At 65.0% G+C, this 15,842-nt stretch carries 17 protein-coding genes; 8 read left to right on the forward strand and 9 right to left on the reverse strand.

The genetic code is table 11. The features are described 5' to 3' along the window. Window positions 1–49 precede the first annotated feature (49 nt). Window positions 50–1,456, forward strand: a complete 1,407-nt coding sequence (locus BTO20_RS20330; RefSeq protein ID WP_087078016.1) for an IS1380 family transposase — start codon at window positions 50–52, stop codon at window positions 1,454–1,456. Here the strand turns inward: BTO20_RS20330 and BTO20_RS41370 are convergent. From BTO20_RS41370 to BTO20_RS20350, 4 genes are all read right to left on the reverse strand, one after another. After that, entirely contained in the window at window positions 1,353–2,117 is a 765-nt protein-coding gene (locus BTO20_RS41370; RefSeq protein WP_087082409.1) for a sigma factor, read from the reverse strand. The genes BTO20_RS20330 and BTO20_RS41370 overlap by 104 nt on opposite strands. A 163-nt stretch (window positions 2,118–2,280) precedes the next feature. Next, complete coding sequence (locus tag BTO20_RS20340) at window positions 2,281–3,330, reverse strand: hypothetical protein (protein WP_087078017.1); 1,050 nt, start codon at window positions 3,328–3,330, stop codon at window positions 2,281–2,283. A 43-nt stretch (window positions 3,331–3,373) separates the two neighbouring features. Then, a complete protein-coding gene (locus BTO20_RS20345) occupies window positions 3,374–5,446 on the reverse strand; it encodes an ATP-binding protein (RefSeq protein ID WP_232490787.1) in 2,073 nt (690 codons plus the stop codon). 100 nt (window positions 5,447–5,546) lie between these two features. Beyond that, window positions 5,547–5,858 (reverse strand): hypothetical protein, encoded by a 312-nt coding sequence (locus BTO20_RS20350; RefSeq protein WP_087078018.1) that lies wholly within the window; start codon window positions 5,856–5,858, stop codon window positions 5,547–5,549. 240 nt (window positions 5,859–6,098) lie between these two features. Between BTO20_RS20350 and BTO20_RS20355 the strand changes: the two genes are divergently transcribed. The 4 genes from BTO20_RS20355 to BTO20_RS20370 all read left to right on the forward strand — a co-directional run bounded on the left by BTO20_RS20355 (window position 6,099) and on the right by BTO20_RS20370 (window position 8,422). Further along, window positions 6,099–6,329, forward strand: coding sequence for a hypothetical protein (locus BTO20_RS20355; RefSeq protein WP_087078019.1), 231 nt, complete (start codon window positions 6,099–6,101; stop codon window positions 6,327–6,329). Continuing rightward, on the forward strand, window positions 6,329–6,529 hold the full coding sequence (locus tag BTO20_RS20360; RefSeq protein WP_087078020.1) for a hypothetical protein: 201 nt from the start codon (window positions 6,329–6,331) through the stop codon (window positions 6,527–6,529). Before BTO20_RS20355 ends, BTO20_RS20360 begins: the two co-directional genes overlap by 1 nt. Window positions 6,530–7,144: 615 nt before the next feature. Further along, window positions 7,145–7,333: a hypothetical protein gene (locus tag BTO20_RS20365; RefSeq protein ID WP_087078021.1), complete on the forward strand. Its 189-nt coding sequence runs from the start codon at window positions 7,145–7,147 to the stop codon at window positions 7,331–7,333. A 99-nt stretch (window positions 7,334–7,432) separates the two neighbouring features. After that, window positions 7,433–8,422, forward strand: coding sequence for a hypothetical protein (locus BTO20_RS20370; RefSeq protein ID WP_087078022.1), 990 nt, complete (start codon window positions 7,433–7,435; stop codon window positions 8,420–8,422). Between the two features lie 25 nt (window positions 8,423–8,447). On the opposite strand, the gene BTO20_RS20375 is transcribed toward BTO20_RS20370, so the two are convergent. Together BTO20_RS20375 and BTO20_RS20380 are read right to left on the reverse strand one after the other, a co-directional pair. Next, on the reverse strand, window positions 8,448–10,649 hold the full coding sequence (locus BTO20_RS20375; protein ID WP_087078023.1) for a helix-turn-helix domain-containing protein: 2,202 nt from the start codon (window positions 10,647–10,649) through the stop codon (window positions 8,448–8,450). A gap of 757 nt (window positions 10,650–11,406) precedes the next feature. Further along, window positions 11,407–11,814 (reverse strand): hypothetical protein, encoded by a 408-nt coding sequence (locus tag BTO20_RS20380; RefSeq protein WP_087078024.1) that lies wholly within the window; start codon window positions 11,812–11,814, stop codon window positions 11,407–11,409. A gap of 194 nt (window positions 11,815–12,008) precedes the next feature. Here BTO20_RS20380 and BTO20_RS20385 point away from each other — a divergent pair, with 194 nt between their 5' ends. Beyond that, entirely contained in the window at window positions 12,009–12,836 is an 828-nt protein-coding gene (locus tag BTO20_RS20385; RefSeq protein WP_157680277.1) for a chymotrypsin family serine protease, read from the forward strand. Between the two features lie 62 nt (window positions 12,837–12,898). Here BTO20_RS20385 and BTO20_RS20390 read toward each other — a convergent pair whose 3' ends face one another. Beyond that, on the reverse strand, window positions 12,899–13,210 hold the full coding sequence (locus BTO20_RS20390) for a helix-turn-helix domain-containing protein (RefSeq protein WP_087078026.1): 312 nt from the start codon (window positions 13,208–13,210) through the stop codon (window positions 12,899–12,901). Beyond that, window positions 13,207–13,587, reverse strand: a complete 381-nt coding sequence (locus tag BTO20_RS20395; RefSeq protein ID WP_232490788.1) for a type II toxin-antitoxin system RelE/ParE family toxin — start codon at window positions 13,585–13,587, stop codon at window positions 13,207–13,209. Before BTO20_RS20395 ends, BTO20_RS20390 begins: the two co-directional genes overlap by 4 nt. A gap of 133 nt (window positions 13,588–13,720) precedes the next feature. Between BTO20_RS20395 and BTO20_RS20400 the strand changes: the two genes are divergently transcribed. After that, window positions 13,721–15,124 carry a hypothetical protein gene (locus BTO20_RS20400; protein ID WP_087078028.1) on the forward strand — a complete coding sequence of 468 codons (1,404 nt, stop codon included), beginning with the start codon at window positions 13,721–13,723 and terminating at the stop codon, window positions 15,122–15,124. Window positions 15,125–15,206: 82 nt separating this feature from the next. Further along, a complete protein-coding gene (locus BTO20_RS20405; RefSeq protein WP_087078029.1) occupies window positions 15,207–15,644 on the forward strand; it encodes a hypothetical protein in 438 nt (145 codons plus the stop codon). Window positions 15,645–15,673: 29 nt separating this feature from the next. Here the strand turns inward: BTO20_RS20405 and BTO20_RS39450 are convergent, their stop codons facing one another. Continuing rightward, window positions 15,674–15,823, reverse strand: a complete 150-nt coding sequence (locus tag BTO20_RS39450) for a hypothetical protein (protein ID WP_157680278.1) — start codon at window positions 15,821–15,823, stop codon at window positions 15,674–15,676. Between the last annotated feature and the right edge of the window lie 19 nt (window positions 15,824–15,842).

The following is a 15,842-nucleotide window of genomic DNA, read 5'->3' on the forward strand; positions in this document are numbered from 1 at the left end:
ATTGGACTTCTCTACGGTTCAAAGATCCTGACGGGAAGGCACTTCGCAGGTGAAGAATATCGCGGCCGCATCGCGGGTGAAAGTGTCGGCCGACGGCCATGGCGTCGTGTCGCATGCCGGGATGGGCCTGCTACGTGAACTGGCCGATCGGACCGGGTTATCGGCGCAGGTCACGGCTGCTTTGGCCGACACCTACCGCGGGCCGTGGGTGTATGCGCCCGGAGACGTGTTCGCTGATCTGGCGGCTGCGGTTGCTGACGGGGCGGACTGCATCGACGGGGTCGGCCAGCTCTGCGGCGACCGTGAGCACGCCTTCGGTGCGAAAGCCTCGACGACCACGATGTGGCGGCTGGTCGATGAGCGCATCGACGCCGCACACCTACCCGCGGTGCGGGCGGCCCGAGCGGGCGCGCGGGCGGCGGCCTGGGCCGCCGGTGCCGCCCCCGCTCCGGGTGACTGGCTGCACATCGACATCGACGCCACCCTGGTGATCGATCACTCCGACAACAAAGGCGGTGCGACGCCGACCTGGAAGAAGTCGTTCGGGCACCATCCGCTGCTGGCATTTCTGGACCGCCCCGAGATCGCCGGCGGGGAAGCCCTGGCCGGGCTGCTACGCACCGGCAACGCCGGCTCCAACACCGCCAGCGACCACGTCATCGTGCTGGCCCAAGCGCTGGCAGCGCTGCCCGCGGCCTGGCGACCCGACCCCAGGGCTGGCGATCATCCCGACAAGCCCAAGGTGCTGGTGCGCTGCGACACCGCCGGAGCCACCCACACCTTCGCCGACGCCTGCCGGGCCGCCGGGGTGGGGTTCTCCTTCGGTTACCCCGTCGACTGGCGCGTCCAAGACGCGGTGGACACCCTCAACCTCGCCGAGGGCTGGTACCCGGCGATCGGCACCGCCGGCGGTCTCCGCGACGGCGCCTGGATCGCCGAAGCCACCACCCTGGTCAACCTGTCGTCGTGGCCACCGGGCACGCGGCTGATCCTGCGCAAAGAAAGGCCGCATCCGGGCGCCCAGCTGCGATTCACCGACGCCGACGGGATGCGGATCACAGCGTTCATCACCGACACACCACCCGGCGTCGTGTCAGGACAGGTCGCCGGCCTGGAACTGCGCCACCGTCAGCACGCCCGCGTCGAAGACCGCATCCGCGAACTCAAAGCCACCGGCCTGCGCAACCTGCCCTGCCACTCATTTTGGGCCAACGCCGCATGGCTGGAAATCGCCCTCACCGCCGCCGACCTGGTCACCTGGTGCCGACTCATCGGATTCCGCACCCACCCGGGCCTGGCCCGCACCGAGATCGCCACCTTCCGCTACCGGGTCCTCCACGTCGCCGCCCGCATCACCCGCAGCGCCCGCCAAACATGCCTACGTCTCGACGCCACCTGGCGATGGGCCGCCCAGATCGCGACCGCCTGGCAGCACATCCGCACCGCCTTCGACTGATCCACAGCTCATCTGATCCAACTGACGAAAGGCCCACTGGCCCTGGGAAAGCCCGCCCAGCCCGGCGATAAGGGACCACCCCGCCACGCCCCGTGACCGCAGAAGCCACCTCACGGCCCATCTTGCCCCAACGCTCCACCGCAATCACCTTGGACGAAAAATCGAGGCTACCCAGGTCAATACCCAGCTGGTAGGTGACCATAAGCAGTTCCCTGCAACGCGCCTGGTCGCTGGAAGACAGCGCGGCGGGGGTTGCCTTGGCGATCGCTCGCTGTTGATGGAGACGCACCCAATGAAGCGCGTACGTGGAGAACTTGAATCCCTGTGTGTAGTCGAATTTTTGAACAGCCCGAATGACGCCGAGCATCCCTTCGGCGGTGAGGTCTTCCACGGTCAGCAACGCACTGGCGCCCCTTACCGCCCGCTTACGCGCCCACCACGCGGACAGACGAACATTCGCGGTCACGAAATGCTCGAATGCAGCTTGACCATCCGCGGCGACCAATCTCAACTGTGCCGGGGTGTACGGCGAGGCTCCCTTGGCGAGTAGGAACTGTGCGTACAAGCCGGCCTCTATCCGCTTGGCAAGCTCCACCTCTTGCTCCGCGGTCAACAACTCGGGGAGATCCTTGGGAACATCCGTCTGCTTCACCAAATGCATGGCTGTGCTCACACCTCCCTGAGACGCGACACAATCGCGTGCGGGCCGTAGATGACGTACCCCGCTCGGACTCCTCCACCGGGGGGATCCTCTGTGCGGGGCCGAGCCGGACCCTCGAAGAAGGCTCCCGCCCGAAGAGGCTCAGCGTGGATCGCGGCAGTCCTCATAGCGACCACTGTTCCGGCACGCACGGCGTCTCCCCCAGCGGTACAACGATTTCCTCGATTTCCTCCTCGTCGCTACCCGCGTACTCATCGCAGGGCTGGTCGCCCTGTTGTTCATCACCTTCGTGGTCTTCGTGGTATTCGTCGTCGTCGTCCGAATCACCGAATGACACCACGACGCCGAACGTCGGACGCGGCTTATTCCCTTCGCGGCGGGCGTACTCGTCGGACGCCTCGAAATCAGGCACCGTACGGATGTGCTCAATCACCGCGTCCGAGATCTGCTCACCGTCGTGGCGAGCGGCGACCGTCAGGCGACACACCCGCATCTTTTGCGCGTTGTGATCGGCGGGCACCGACACCACATCGGCTGGGTCCACCAACACCACCAGCATCTGCTCGCTGAAATCGCTGGCGTAGGTGTAGGTTCCGACATGCAGACCGACCGAGCACGCCGAGTGCCTGTCCGGGTTGACGAGGTCACGGTCCATCCACACCGTCGCACCGACCGGGTACGGAATGTTCCCGGTGATGGTCTCGCTGGTGCCGTCCTGGTGGACCACCGTCACCGCCTCACGACCGGCGTGCGCCGAGAAGCCATCGTTGCGTACCGACTTGTAGCCGACGATCAGCCCGTCGGTGGTCAGCACGAAGCCTCCGGCTTTGAGCCAGCCGAACAGCTGTGAACGCGATGCGGCCGACGGGTTGCGCTCCAGACGGCGCAGGAACGCCCCCAGTGGTGCCATGTCGGCGGTCTCGCGGGCAAGCCGCAGCGCGGTAGACAGCACTGTCTCGGCCACCGGGTCACCGTGAGTGACCCTGTAGGCGTCGTCGTCGTTACCGTCCACTACCGACACCGCCTCGGCGACGGCTGCTTTTACGGTGACCCGCACCACCTCGACCAGGCTCTTGACGGTGGCGAAGTCCTGGCCGTGGTCATCAACGAGGTAGGTCCGCACGTTCCGGTAGGCGGGATCGGCGGAGCCGACCATCACGGTGTCATCGCCTTCGGTGACGATGATGGAGTTGGCGTCGATGAATGCGCGCATGGTGTGTTTCCTTGTCTTTTCGAAGCTCGATGGGAGATACCGGTCAGGCAGCGTTAGCGGAGGCGTTGTCGGCGGTGGGCAATCGCGGCGGGGTGTGCACGATGTAGTCCACAAACTGCCGGCGGTCGAATTCAGAGACGTTGCTGCGCATGTGGTCCAGCAGCGGGTACGCCTTGTTCAGTGCTGTAGTCATCTGCCGCACCTCGGTCAGGGCGTCGCTGCCGACCCCCAGGACAGCCGCACGGGCCATTACCGTGGCATGGTCAGCGGACAGCGCCCGGCGTGCAGTCTCGATCTCGGCAAGGCGCACCACCATCTCGCGCAGCGGGTGGCCCGGGGCGATCCGGGCCACCGCATCGGTGGCGAGCGCCAGGCGCATCTTGTCGCCGGTCCAGTAGGGCTGCACATCCACCGCAGCAGCGATACGTTCGATGTCGGTCCAGCCGGCGGACTCGGTGTCGAACCGCGCCCGCGCCCACTGGTGATAGGGCTGCGCCTCGGGGACCGCAGCCAGCAGCGGACCCGGCTTGCGCCGCCCCAGGTAGACCGCAACAGCCTGCGAGGAGTCCAGTCGGGAATCGTGGCTGTAGCGGGGGTCGCCCTCGACGTACCAGACCGGCAACCCGAGCGCGGCGATCTCCGCACCGGTGAGGGTCTGCCGGGTCTGCGGCCCGCCATCCGTGGCGACCATGCGGGTCTCGTATCCGGACAGCCCGCTGCGCGGTGCGCGCTTAGTTGTCGTGGCCGACAGCCACTCGGTGAAGCTGTAGACGGTGACACCGGGGGTGTCGGCACTGATCGGCCATACCTGTCCGGTAACGGTGTCGCCTTCTCCCAGGATCGGCAGATCGAGGCGATCGGAGCCTTCGACGATTGGGACCACCCACCGAGCCTCAGCGTGCGTTTCAGCCATCAGCGTGGCGAAGCTTCGCAGGCCGCGTCGCGCGGGAACATCGGTAACCACCACAACGTCTTTGAGGACTCGCTCGGCCCCCAACGCGGTGAACACCACCTCGCCGGCCTCGGCGATCTTCCAGCGACGCCGGTTGGTGCGGCGCCCCTTGTCCGACCCATGCCTCACCCCAGAACCCGCAGGCACCACGGCGTGAAACGGGACCGGCAGCAGATCGGCGCGGGCCACATCGCCCAGGATGCTGGCACGCAGGGTCGCAGCGGCGTGCACGTCGGTCAGGGCCAGGGTCGCCACCTTTTCCTCAAGGTCTCCGTAGACCTGCGCGAACGTCTCGAGCGCGGCGTCCACGGCGCTCAGCGTGCGCTCGGTGGCGACCACTGATTCGCGACTGGGGGTGTGATCGAACGATCCGATGGGCAGTTCGATCACCGCCGCCTGCAACCGCGTGGCTGCGAGGACTCGGTTAACCACCTCTGGAACGGCGTCGAACAGGGTGCCGCCGGACAGCACCGCGACAGTGCGATCCCCCGCGCGCAGGCAGCCGACGGGTCCGACCCAACGCAGCCCGCCCGACAGGCTCGCCACCGGCTTGCCGTCCACAAGTACGGTGCCTTCGGGGTGTGCCGAGGCGACCTCACGAATGACCGTGTTCCACTTGTCGAGCTGGCCTGCGACTTCCACGGCGACGGTGATCGTGGTGCCGTTGGGCAGGTCACTGGGCGCATCAGCGAGCAGCACCTGGTGGGTGAGATCACGAGCGGCGCGCACCAGTGTGCGGCGGCCGTCCTTGATTGTGTCCACCAGGAACGATTCGGCCACTGTGAGAGCCGATTTCGCGCCGACACCAAGACCGCCGATCTGGTCGTTGCTGTCGCGCTTGGTCGAAGCGGCGAACGCCAGGAACGTGGCTTCAACCTCGGCGGCGGACATACCGATACCGGCATCAGTGACAATGAAGTTGGGTTCCAGTTCGGTTGGGCTGGTCACCTGCACCGGGTCGGTGCTGCCCGCCACGCGGGTCGCATCTACGGCGTTGGAGACGTACTCGCGCACCACCGCCAGGCGGCGGTCGGCGTAAAGGTTGATGAGAATGTCCATCATGCGCCGCGCCCCCTCGGGGTCCACGCGGCTGGCCATCGTTGGCGCCGAAGCGGTGACATCGCCAGTGGTGACCAGTGTCGAAACGGGGGCGGGAAGACGCATCTCAAGCTCCTGAAGGGGTGTCGGTCGATCTCTATTTTAGAGATTACACACAGCCACCGACAAGTTCGCGTTATGCGATAAAAGCGGCGTTAGTCAGCCACTAGTCAGTCAAGATTCCGTCCTCGACCAACCACTGAACCAGGCGCGCTGCAACTGTGGGCGTGTGCGGCCACCCCAATGCGCGCAGATCGTCACTGGGACCAGGAATGCGACGTTCGATCGCCGGCTCCAGCACCGCGATGCACCACATAACCGGATCGGGTACCCACTGCGCGGGACCGAGACCACCCATGAGCGCGGCGGCGAACTGCCGTGCCACGCAGGCGCGGTCGGGCCAGCCGAGATCATCGGCGGTGCGGCCGGCCAGGAATAGCGCCGCTTCGGCTGCGACTCGCGATGCGCTCTCAGACATGGGTTCTCCTTGCATTTCAGGCGGACATCGTGAGCAGGAAACCATTTCCCGGCCGCTCGACCTAGCCGCATGCACCGACACACCGGGCCACGGCCCGCCGCCGCTCACCGGCTGCGACTCGCCCGAAGGAAAGGACGTGACAGCCACCGGCCCAGGCTCGTCGCGCCGCGTGCGCCTGCCCATGAAGTCACTTGACACTGTGACGACGCACCTCGCCCCCCTACGAAAGGAACCGCCCCCGTGCAGATCACCGTGAAATTCACCGACGTCTATGACGGCCAGGAGTATCCACGCACAGAGACCTTCGACGTGCCGGCTCCGACCGGCGACCTCGACGAGTGGGCCGATGAACATCTGCGCCCACGCACTGGCAGCAATGCCGCTGCCGACGAGTCCGGCTACTTCGCCGAGATCGCCACCTGCTCCGCCGATCCGGGGCTGGTCGGCCGCGAATTTAGCTGGGACGTCTGATGGCCTGGGAACTGACCACCGCCGACCCAAGTGCGGGCGGGCCTGTAGTCACGCGCCACGCCACCTACGACGAGGTGATCGACCACATTCGCGCCACCTACGATCCCGGCGGCTATTACGCCGACGAGGGCAGCGGGAGTCTGCAGAACTACCTCCACGGCGAGGGATACGAGTTCGACTACCGCGAACTCGACAACTGAAAAGACCGCAGGATGCAGTGGATGTTCAGGACGCACCTGTCGTCAGTTCAGGTGCGCCCGTGAGGCTTTAGCACGGCGACTTTCGCGTGGACCAGAGCACACGCCGGTGCTCACGGGTGCATAACAACGCCTGAACGCGGCTCTGAACAGGACCCGGTGTGGCGGCCAGCGCGGCGGGAACGGCGTGATGCGGAGAAGCCCCTTCGGTGATATTCTCTATTTTAGAGATTTACGAAGAGCGGTCACCAACCCTGTCGCGAGACCCACAGAACCCCGAACCGCCTCCACAGTTGCCACGGTCGATCACCGCTCCAACGCCGTCAACCAGAACAGACAAGGAATGTCACCTGTGTCCGCATCAACGCTAAAGCCCGCACTCCCCGACTGGGCACAAGTTCTCCCACAGCATCTGGCCCCCGGGACTCTGGAGGGCCGAAGTGTGATCTTCTACCGCCACATTGACGGGGTGTTCTGGGACTCCGCGTGCCGGATGTGCCGGGGGCGCACCGCTGTCAACGAGCTCATGCCCAATCACCGCCCCTCTCCAGCATGTCGCTCCGGCGGCCACCACCACTGCACCTGCGACGCCTGCTTCTGAAAGGGAAGGGATGAACGATGCGCGTATTCGGACGGGATCTGCAAGAGGGCGACGTGGTTGTTCTCAGCGGCGTGAACTGTCGCATCCAGTCCATCCTCGGCGGCGATTCGTACCGGGATCTGTTCACTGACAAGGGCTACCACCTCGTCAAACCCGGTTTCACCTACACGGTGTTGGAGCGCGGCGGCGTCGCAACCAAGGTCTGAGAATTCCGCGCCCAAACTTTCCCGGGGCCGGGTCCGCGGCACTGTCGTCCTGCGCCGTTATATTGCGACTCACACGTTGCATGCAGGTCGGAGGGAAAGATGGCTGGACGTTCGCACCGGTGGGATGCATTCAGCATGCCGTGGATCGCCGAGGCACTCGCAGATTCCGAACGCCGCTACCAGGCCTCGATCGACGAGATCGACACCGTCCCAGACGAGATGAAGAACCACCCCACCCGGCCGTACATGAAGATGTTCGCCGACAACATCGCTGACGCCGAGCTGTACTGGATGAGCCGCACAGCGGCATCCGTTGCAGCTGACCTCGCCAGCCGCGATATGCCGGAGACCACTTTCCAAGAGCTGATCACCACGTCAGATCTGGCACCAGTCGGGCTGATGCTGTGGCCGAAACCGCTGGCAACATTCAGTTGGCGAAGCATTGACATGAAGGACGCGGGCCAATCAACGGTTCCGGTCACCTGGGACGGTATCGCGTGGATCTACGACCAGACCCACATCACCAGCTACCTGCTCTCCCAGATGCGCGATCCACGCAAGCACGGACAGCTCAGCGACATGCGCCCCAGAACATCACCAGGAAAAGTCCTCCGCTTCGACCAGCACGAGCTAGCCACAGTGGTCGACCGCGGTTCCGGCGTCCTCGACCTCGTAAGCCCGCTCGACGACCCCGAACTGAATCAGTCCGGACCACCCACACTGACCGCCACAGTGCTCTCACTGCTGGCACTGATCGGTCAGCAGCGCGTTGTCAGCCAGAAACGGGTCAACACTGGCCCGGCCAAGAAATCGGCCCGCACCGCGCGCAACGACGTCACGATGCTCGACATTCTGCGCCCACCCGGGGTCAGCGGCGTCAACGGCAACCCAGACAACGACGATCGCGCCTACCGTCGGTGGTTCGTACGTGGCCACTACAAACACCAACCACACGGCCCACAAAACAGCCTGCGCAAACTGATCTACGTCTCCCTGCACACCGCCGGCCATCCCGACGCACCCGACCCGACCGGCCCACCGCCGCCACGTGTCTCAGGCGTGTACGGAAAGAAGTTCAAGCGCCGGTAGCACTCCGGCTACAGTTTCACCCCGATCAGCCCGCGCGGCCGTACTCGTCGACACGGTTCCCCTGCTGGTCGACGAGCTGGTATTCCTGCCACGGTTCCAGCTCTGGGGCGCGGCCGCCACGCAAATGCTCGACAGTGACCGGGATCGGTGTCCGCGGCAGGTCACCGCGGCACTGTCGCAGCCGGATCGCGGTACGAACGCTCTTGTCCGACACCAGGAACCCGCCATGGTTGACGGGGAAGTCGCGCTGTATCCATGCCCCGCCCTCGATGCGGCACCAACGCTGCTTGGCCGCTTCGATCGCCAACAACGCTCCGCGTTCGATCATGCGCAGCACGGTTCGTTCACTGACGCCGAGGTGGTTGGCCGTGTCATTGACAGTCTGGTTGTAGCCACCGAACCGCTTATGTTCGATCGTTCGATACGGCCGGGCCGTCTGCCGGTAGCGCGCCAAACCGGGGCCGTAAACCTCGCTTTCATGCAATCGATGGTTCCCCGACCCGAAGCGCACCGCGTGCAAGGTTCCGATCCTGACCAGATAGCGAACCTCAGATGCGGGTCGCTCGACGATCTGGGCGGCCTGGTCAAAGGTGAGGTATTCCGCGGTGACGTTGCGCCGTTGACGCGGATCACCGATCCTCAGTTTCGGGCACATCCGCGCCACCTTGGCACTGAACACCCCTGCCGCAACCAGGTCGACGGTGCGGATCCGAAGATCGCGGCCGCGGCGCTGGGCCGGCAGCAGCCCTTCGGCGACAAGCGCCTCGATGACATTCGGTCGGGTGCCGGCGAACGCAGCTGCGCTGGAACGCGTGTGCAGCGCCAATGCGGGGTCGATGTCGGGTTGGCTCCACTTCAGCCACGCCAGGAAGTTCTCCATGTGCGCCTCGGTCAGATTCGCCCCCCGTTCAGCAGCAGCGCGACGGCGGTCGCGAGCCTCGGCGGCGCGTGCCGGTTTGGCGGCCTGGGCGGCAACGAGCGCATCCACCTCATGGCGCCGCAACCACAGCTTGGACCCGGAGGTTACTATTTCGAGCTTGCCAGCAGCGGCACGGCGGCGCAGGGTGCGTACGGTGACACCGATCTTGTCGGCGGCCATCGCGATCGGCACCAGCAGTGGGTCTTTCATCAAACCGCCGGGCGGAAGGCCCCGAGACTTGCGGACCTTGTCGCTGCGCAGCTGGAGCACAGCGAACAAGTCGTCTTGACAGACCCGCGTCGTCCCAGCGATGGTCCAGGTGATGGCCCCTCCGCGCTGCAACGCCTTGCGGGTCCCCGAGGCGCTGATCCCCATCATCGAGGCGGCATCGGCCATAGTGAAGCATTGCAGGCCTGACACCTGGTCGCGGATCATTTTGTTTTTGCGCCGAAGCAGGCCGGGAGCGACACCATTGGTCCGGCGGCGGTTCTCGGCGATCGCCGCGCGGACTTCGGCATCGATGCGATACGCCTCCTCGAAATAGATGCGGCGCAGCGAGGATTTCTCGTAAGGAATCCCCCACACCATCAGGATGTCTTCGGGGATCATCGCCCGTTCACGCCGGCCCACGCAGCGCCACAACAGGTGACGGGGCTTCACATCGGGGTTGGCTTTGGCCAACTTGCGCCACCATCGCCACATCGTTTGTGGGTGCACCCGCAGTGTTCGTGCCACCTGCTCGACTGGCACACCGCGGTCGAGTGCTCCGCGAGGTCGGTCTGTGGCCCACCCGCAACCAAGTTCGGCGGGCAGGCCGGCTGCCAAGATGTTGCCCATCGCCCACACATAGTCCGACCGGATACGGATCGTTCCGAACATCCGCAGCGCGGGCAGGCCGCCACCCCGGGCCATGCGGCGGACCCGAGCCATCCCCAGTCCCAGCTCTGCCGCTGCCTCGGCGAGGGTCAGCATGCGGACCGGCTGGTTGTAACTCGATGGGTAGAAACCCCGGTTGGGGTTCGGGGCGCCCAGCAATGCGTCGATCTCACCGGCGCGGTCGGCCGGCAGCGGTTCGGCATCGAGGTCGCGTCCGGGGTAGAGAAGTTCGGTGACCAGCTCCCGGTCGTCGACTGACGGCGGAGCGGGCACCTCGAGCCGCGTCTGCTGCTCTTGTTGGTCCTCGTATACCGCCATCGCAGTCATGGCCTGCAGCATCATCTGGCGCTCTTCGGCGGTCAGGCCTTCGCACGCGGAACGGAGCCACTCGGGCAGCTCGTCGAAGTCGCACTGGGTGTAATCCGCGGCCATGGCCGCCAACGTAATGGCCACACGCGGATGCGCTTTCCCACGACGCGGGGCACGCCGAGCGGCCGACGGAGAGCACGACATGCTCGAACAAAATTTCGATACACCGGTCTCGTGTCCGGTTCCTGGTTTCCGGCTGGATTTGTCGGATGTAAATTGTCCCGGCCGCGCTGAACCTCCCCGTGTTTCGATGTAAATTACCCGTTTGACCTGCGGTAACTGTCACCGATCCGGTCAATTCACCGCTCGGCTGGGTAAACACGCATCTGTCGTGGCAAGTGGGGGTGCCTCCGGCAGCGGATATTCTCTGTTTCAGAGAGAATGCAGGTAAAGATACGTATCTATAACAACTAACTAATGAGCTTTCACCTATAGACCCTGTTTCCTCCTGTCACGCCGGGTTTTCAGAGGCACCCCCCATTCCCACGACAGCTACGCATTGGTGCAGGTGAACCGAAAAGTCACCGATTTACTGACAGTTACCGCAGGTCAAATGGGAAATTTACGGTGAAACTCGGGGAGGTCTAGCTAGCAGCGGCCCGCCGCGAAGACCAACATCGAGCAGACGTTCGGAAGGGGGAACGGGTGTGCTGTCCTGCACTTGCGCCGCATGAACGAGCACTGGCGCAACCTTGACGCAGTGGCGGCCCAGAGCCCGGTCTACGCATCCTGGATGGTGGATGGATCAGTAATCGCGCCGGCCCGGAGGGTGGTGAAACCACCCCGTCCGGTGGTGTGGCCCGCCGGCGCCCGGATCAGGTCAGCTCACGAGTAGCTGCGCTGAGTCCCATGGTGTGGCTTCGGTGGCCGCCTCGACCAGATTGCCGTCGACATCGAAGCCTACGAACAGGGTTCCGATCTTGCCGCTGGAGCTGGCGGTCACCGTCGCCCGCCCGCCCTTGCGAGCGCTGACCAGCGATGGGGAGCTGTCGTCGAGGATCATGAAATCTGTCCCGGCGAACCGGACCCGCTTGGCCACCAGCGACGCTGGCGCCACGCCTTCACGCTCTTCGTGCTGTACCTCCGACCAGATCTTTCGGAGACCGACGACGATTGCGGCCGCTCCCCCAAACGCGAGCCAGGCGGGGCCACCTTCGGAAAAGTAGAAGGCCACCGCGAGCAGACCAACGCTCGTGAAGAGTGCACCGCTGGGGTCGTGCTGTTTCATGGTCCGCTCCTTTCGTCGTATCCGTTCGGATGTGCAAGTGTTGCCTGCTGCGAGCAAATCTAACGCGGCAGGCGCCGAACATGCTCACGTTGGCTGTCACGTCCTCTGTCTGTCAGGCGCCCATTAGCCGGATTCTCAAAAGGACGTGACAACGCGTGCGCAGGCCAATAGCACACAGGTGCGACAATTGAGCGATGAACAGGCGCACGGCACTGTTGGCGGCTGTGGTGGTTACGGCCGGCGCAGCGGTGTCGGCATGCTCGTCCAGCGATGCCGCCGAGAGCGCTCCTGCACCTGTTTCACAAGCGGTTCCCACAGCGGAGACTGCGAAGGATCCGGCGGCACTCGCACAGCAGTGGATTGACGTGGGCGGAACCGCTGTCCCCCAAGCAGATGCGGCCGGCATCCAATATGGTGCGCAGCCTTACCCAGGTATCAACATCGGACAAGGTCAGATCGGCACCTCACCAAACAAGTGCACTCTCGGACCACTGGCCCGACGGATCGCCGACGGCGATTACGTTTTCGTGACCGCTGGCCACTGCGACGAACACCCTGGGGCGGTGGTCAGCATTTGGTCCGGGCCCAACGGCGAAGGCCCGAAAGTCGTGGGAACGCTCGCCGGAAAGCTCGATAATGACGCGGATCAGGATTCAGCACTGCTGGAGACCGTCCTCGCACCCACACCAGACGCGACCAAGATCGCGGGCAAGTTCCCCGTCGCGCGCGTGATGCCTGTGGACGAGGTGCGGAAGTTGCCGGCCGGCACCCCGGTATGTGTCGACGGTGCGCGCAGCGGGGTCGTGTGTAGACCGCTGATTCGGCCCGACCGGGACACGATCAAGTACGAGTTCGTCGGCATCGAAGGAGACAGCGGTGCCCCGGTCTTCCTCGTCGGCACCGACAATCGGGCTGTGCTGATCGGGATCCTCAAAGGCGAAGACGGCCTGACCGGACTTGGTGAAGCCACATACCTCGCACCGGCGCTCGACCGCCTCGGTGTCGAAATCGTCACCGGCTGACACACGGTTACAGCCGCCGGTCGCCTCGGGGCCACAGCTGAAACCCCGAGCGAGGCAAGCGATCAGATCGCCAGCGGGATGCGGGTCCCGTCGGGGCGCTTGACCACCAGCTCCAACTCACCGCCGGTAGCCTCGACGTACTTGCGCAAGGTCGACACCTGCGCGGCGGCGATCTGCCCGTGCTCCATCTGGGAGACCCTGTTCTGGCCGACGCCGATGAGCACGGCGAGGGCCTTCTGCGTGTAGCCGGCGTCCTCACGAAGCTGGCGGAGGCGGTACTCGGCTGCCTCGCGCTCCATCTCGGCGGCGCCGCGGGCGATGCGTTCGCGACGCTCCACGGGCAGACCGGACAGTAGTTCGTCGAGTGTGCTCATCGTCTCTTCCCCTTCCGCTGCTTCTTCTGTTTCTTCTTCTCGGTAGTCCGTTCCAGGTGCCGGTCGAATAGATCGTCCGCCGCCGGAACGTTGTCCCGGTACCACTTGTTCCAGTCGCCGGTCTTGTCACCGGCGATCAGTGTGATCGCGTGCGATTGCAGGTCGAACGCGAACAGGATGCGCAACTGCCGGCTTCCGCCGGGGCTGCGCGGGCGCAACTCTTTCATGTTCTGGTGCCGCGAGTGGTGGATGCGGTCCACGAACGGTCGACCCGCGGTGGGGCCGTTGTTGGCCAAGTACTCCAACGCCGACAGGACGCTGTCCTGCGTGGCTTCGTCCAAGCCGATGATCCAGTCGTGGATCAGTGTCGTGTCCACCTCCCACCGTCGCGTCGGCACAGGACCAGAATATCACTCAGAACTGATACTAGCTAGAACTGATGTCTGCCGCCTCGACCTTCAGCCCGCGCCGCGCTCGTCCCACATCCCTTGACCAGCTCACACTCTCGTTATGGAACCCGAAGATCCTGATCTCTCGTTCGCCGATCTTGGCTTGAGCAAAACCTTCGGTGACCTATCGGCGGGCTACCACGACACAGCGACGCAGTTGAACACTGGCATCGCGGCCATGTCAGCCGAGGTTTCCGGCACAACCCCGACCGCGAAACTTGACGGGTTGCGCAGTTCCCAAGCTGAGGTGCAACGTCTCGGTGACGTCCTCGGTGTCATGGCCAAGGCGGCCGCGGCGATGGAGGCTGCCGCCAAGGCATGGCGTGACGGCGTCGAAACCGGCCACTACGACAAGACGTGGCTCACTTGGCTGCGTGCGCAGCTTGATTCGAAGCGCACAGCGATGGCTGACGCCGAGACTGAGCTTCAGAACGCTCAGAGCTCCGAAGACTCGGAACGTATCACCAAAGCCCGCACCGCCGTGTCGAACGCAACGAGCGATTTCATTGCGGCGCAACGGGATTACGACGACGCGAAGGCCGCCCGCAAGACTGCCGACGAAACACTCGATGCCGCCGTCGCCGAAGCAACAGAGCAGCTCAACGGTGGGGTGGCCGCGGTCGGTGGGGCAGGCCACGACAAGCGCATGTCCGGGGAAGGCAACTTCAGCAACACCCCCGATAATCCGGGCACCACTTCATCCCGCCCCGCCGGCTCCCCCGCGGGTTCCCCCGGCAACGCGGCCCCGAGTTCAGCCAAAGCGGCTGGTGCCGCTGCGCCCGGCAGCGGCACATCGCCCGACACTCGGTCGTCGAGTTCCGGTGGCGTGGACCCGGTCGCGGTTCTTAACGCATTGCGCCAGCAGCCTGCCGCGGGACAGCAGCAACAGCCTGCCGGGACCGGTCAACAGCCCGTAGCGACTGCACAGCCGGTGTCGTCCACCCAGCCGGGGAAGAACGACAAATCCGATGCAATCACAAACTCTGACCTCGACAACGCATTCGGAACACCTCCAGGTCTGGCTGCCCTGGCGACCACGCCAACTCCGCCGTCTCGGGTTTCGGTACCGTCACCGGCTAGCGGGCACGCAGCCGGGCCGGCCGAAGTGTCCGGTGGCCCCACCGGGAACTCGGTACAGGGGATGAAGACCGAAACGAACGTGACTGGCCGGCCCGAAGGCGCGACGGCGCAGACGCGTCTCAGTGCCAGCGACGCCACCAATGCGACGGGCAAGTTGGGAACCCCCACTGCCGCCGCGCCTCACGGCCCCGGTGGGATACCGATCGCGCCTGGTATAGGCGGTGTGCCGCAGGGCGGCGGCAGCACGAAACAGGCTGACCCGGTTCGGGTTCGGCAGGTCGGCCCTGACGTCGCGGAAGTTTGGGGTGAACAAACCATCGCCGAGTCGGTCCGTGGCGGAACGATAGCGAAAAAGGACCCGCTGGATCCAGGAAACGTGGCGTAACACCTGGAAGCTGCGTTCATCTGGCCGATGCGGAAGTGAAAAGGGCTCGACGCGCCCCCACGCTGCAGGCACAATTCAGGTCATGCAGCTCACCAGGCTGACGATGTACACCCCGGCATCGATCATCGCGCACGTCTCCGCCGGGTACGCCGCCATGTTCGGCGTCGAACCTGAGCTTGGCTCCGACGAGAGCGGTGCGTACACGACCGTCACATCCGCAGAAGGCCTCACGCTCGAACTACGCCCGGTGCAGCCCGGCGACGGCCGCATGTCCACTGTCACCCGCTTGGAGTTCCGCGGCACTGATGCCCATGAGGCCGCCGACCGCCTACACGATGAGACCCACGGCGTACAGCATCACTTGTTCGGCGGCCGGTGGGAGACGCTGGCGGGCACCACGATCCGCATGATCGCAGACGGAGACGAGCCCGACAATGCGGAGAAGGCCCGCATCAGCGCCGCGATCCAGCGCGGTGAGTTGGAGGCCGAGATCGCGCGCATGCATTCCCGGCAGACGTGACGCGTGTGGAGCCCACACCCGCGGCCTAATCACCTGGCCGGTTCGACGCTGACGGCGTCGTGCTCGATCCGGTCGGCGGCGTAGCTCGTGTGAGTGTCGGCGATGCGGGCTCCGATCGCATCGTCCGCGTCGTCGGTTTCGAATTCCACCTTCTCGCCGGTGATTCGGTTCTGCACCATGCACTACCTGGTGGGATCT

Origin of the sequence: Mycobacterium dioxanotrophicus (assembly GCF_002157835.1) — a bacterium.
Taxonomy (GTDB): Bacteria; Actinomycetota; Actinomycetes; order Mycobacteriales; family Mycobacteriaceae; genus Mycobacterium; species Mycobacterium dioxanotrophicus.

Coding starts and splice junctions, on each gene's coding strand:
- BTO20_RS41370 (WP_087082409.1), bottom strand. CDS start 2,117: ATGCATTTGGTGAAGCAGACGGATGTTCCCAAGGATCTCCCCGAGTTG.
- BTO20_RS20340 (WP_087078017.1), bottom strand. CDS start 3,330: ATGCGCGCATTCATCGACGCCAACTCCATCATCGTCACCGAAGGCGAT.
- BTO20_RS20345 (WP_232490787.1), bottom strand. CDS start 5,446: ATGCGTCTTCCCGCCCCCGTTTCGACACTGGTCACCACTGGCGATGTC.
- BTO20_RS20350 (WP_087078018.1), bottom strand. CDS start 5,858: ATGTCTGAGAGCGCATCGCGAGTCGCAGCCGAAGCGGCGCTATTCCTG.
- BTO20_RS20360 (WP_087078020.1), top strand. CDS start 6,329: ATGGCCTGGGAACTGACCACCGCCGACCCAAGTGCGGGCGGGCCTGTA.
- BTO20_RS20365 (WP_087078021.1), top strand. CDS start 7,145: ATGCGCGTATTCGGACGGGATCTGCAAGAGGGCGACGTGGTTGTTCTC.
- BTO20_RS20370 (WP_087078022.1), top strand. CDS start 7,433: ATGGCTGGACGTTCGCACCGGTGGGATGCATTCAGCATGCCGTGGATC.
- BTO20_RS20375 (WP_087078023.1), bottom strand. CDS start 10,649: ATGGCCGCGGATTACACCCAGTGCGACTTCGACGAGCTGCCCGAGTGG.
- BTO20_RS20380 (WP_087078024.1), bottom strand. CDS start 11,814: ATGAAACAGCACGACCCCAGCGGTGCACTCTTCACGAGCGTTGGTCTG.
- BTO20_RS20385 (WP_157680277.1), top strand. CDS start 12,009: ATGAACAGGCGCACGGCACTGTTGGCGGCTGTGGTGGTTACGGCCGGC.
- BTO20_RS20390 (WP_087078026.1), bottom strand. CDS start 13,210: ATGAGCACACTCGACGAACTACTGTCCGGTCTGCCCGTGGAGCGTCGC.
- BTO20_RS20400 (WP_087078028.1), top strand. CDS start 13,721: ATGGAACCCGAAGATCCTGATCTCTCGTTCGCCGATCTTGGCTTGAGC.
- BTO20_RS20405 (WP_087078029.1), top strand. CDS start 15,207: ATGCAGCTCACCAGGCTGACGATGTACACCCCGGCATCGATCATCGCG.
- BTO20_RS39450 (WP_157680278.1), bottom strand. CDS start 15,823: ATGGTGCAGAACCGAATCACCGGCGAGAAGGTGGAATTCGAAACCGAC.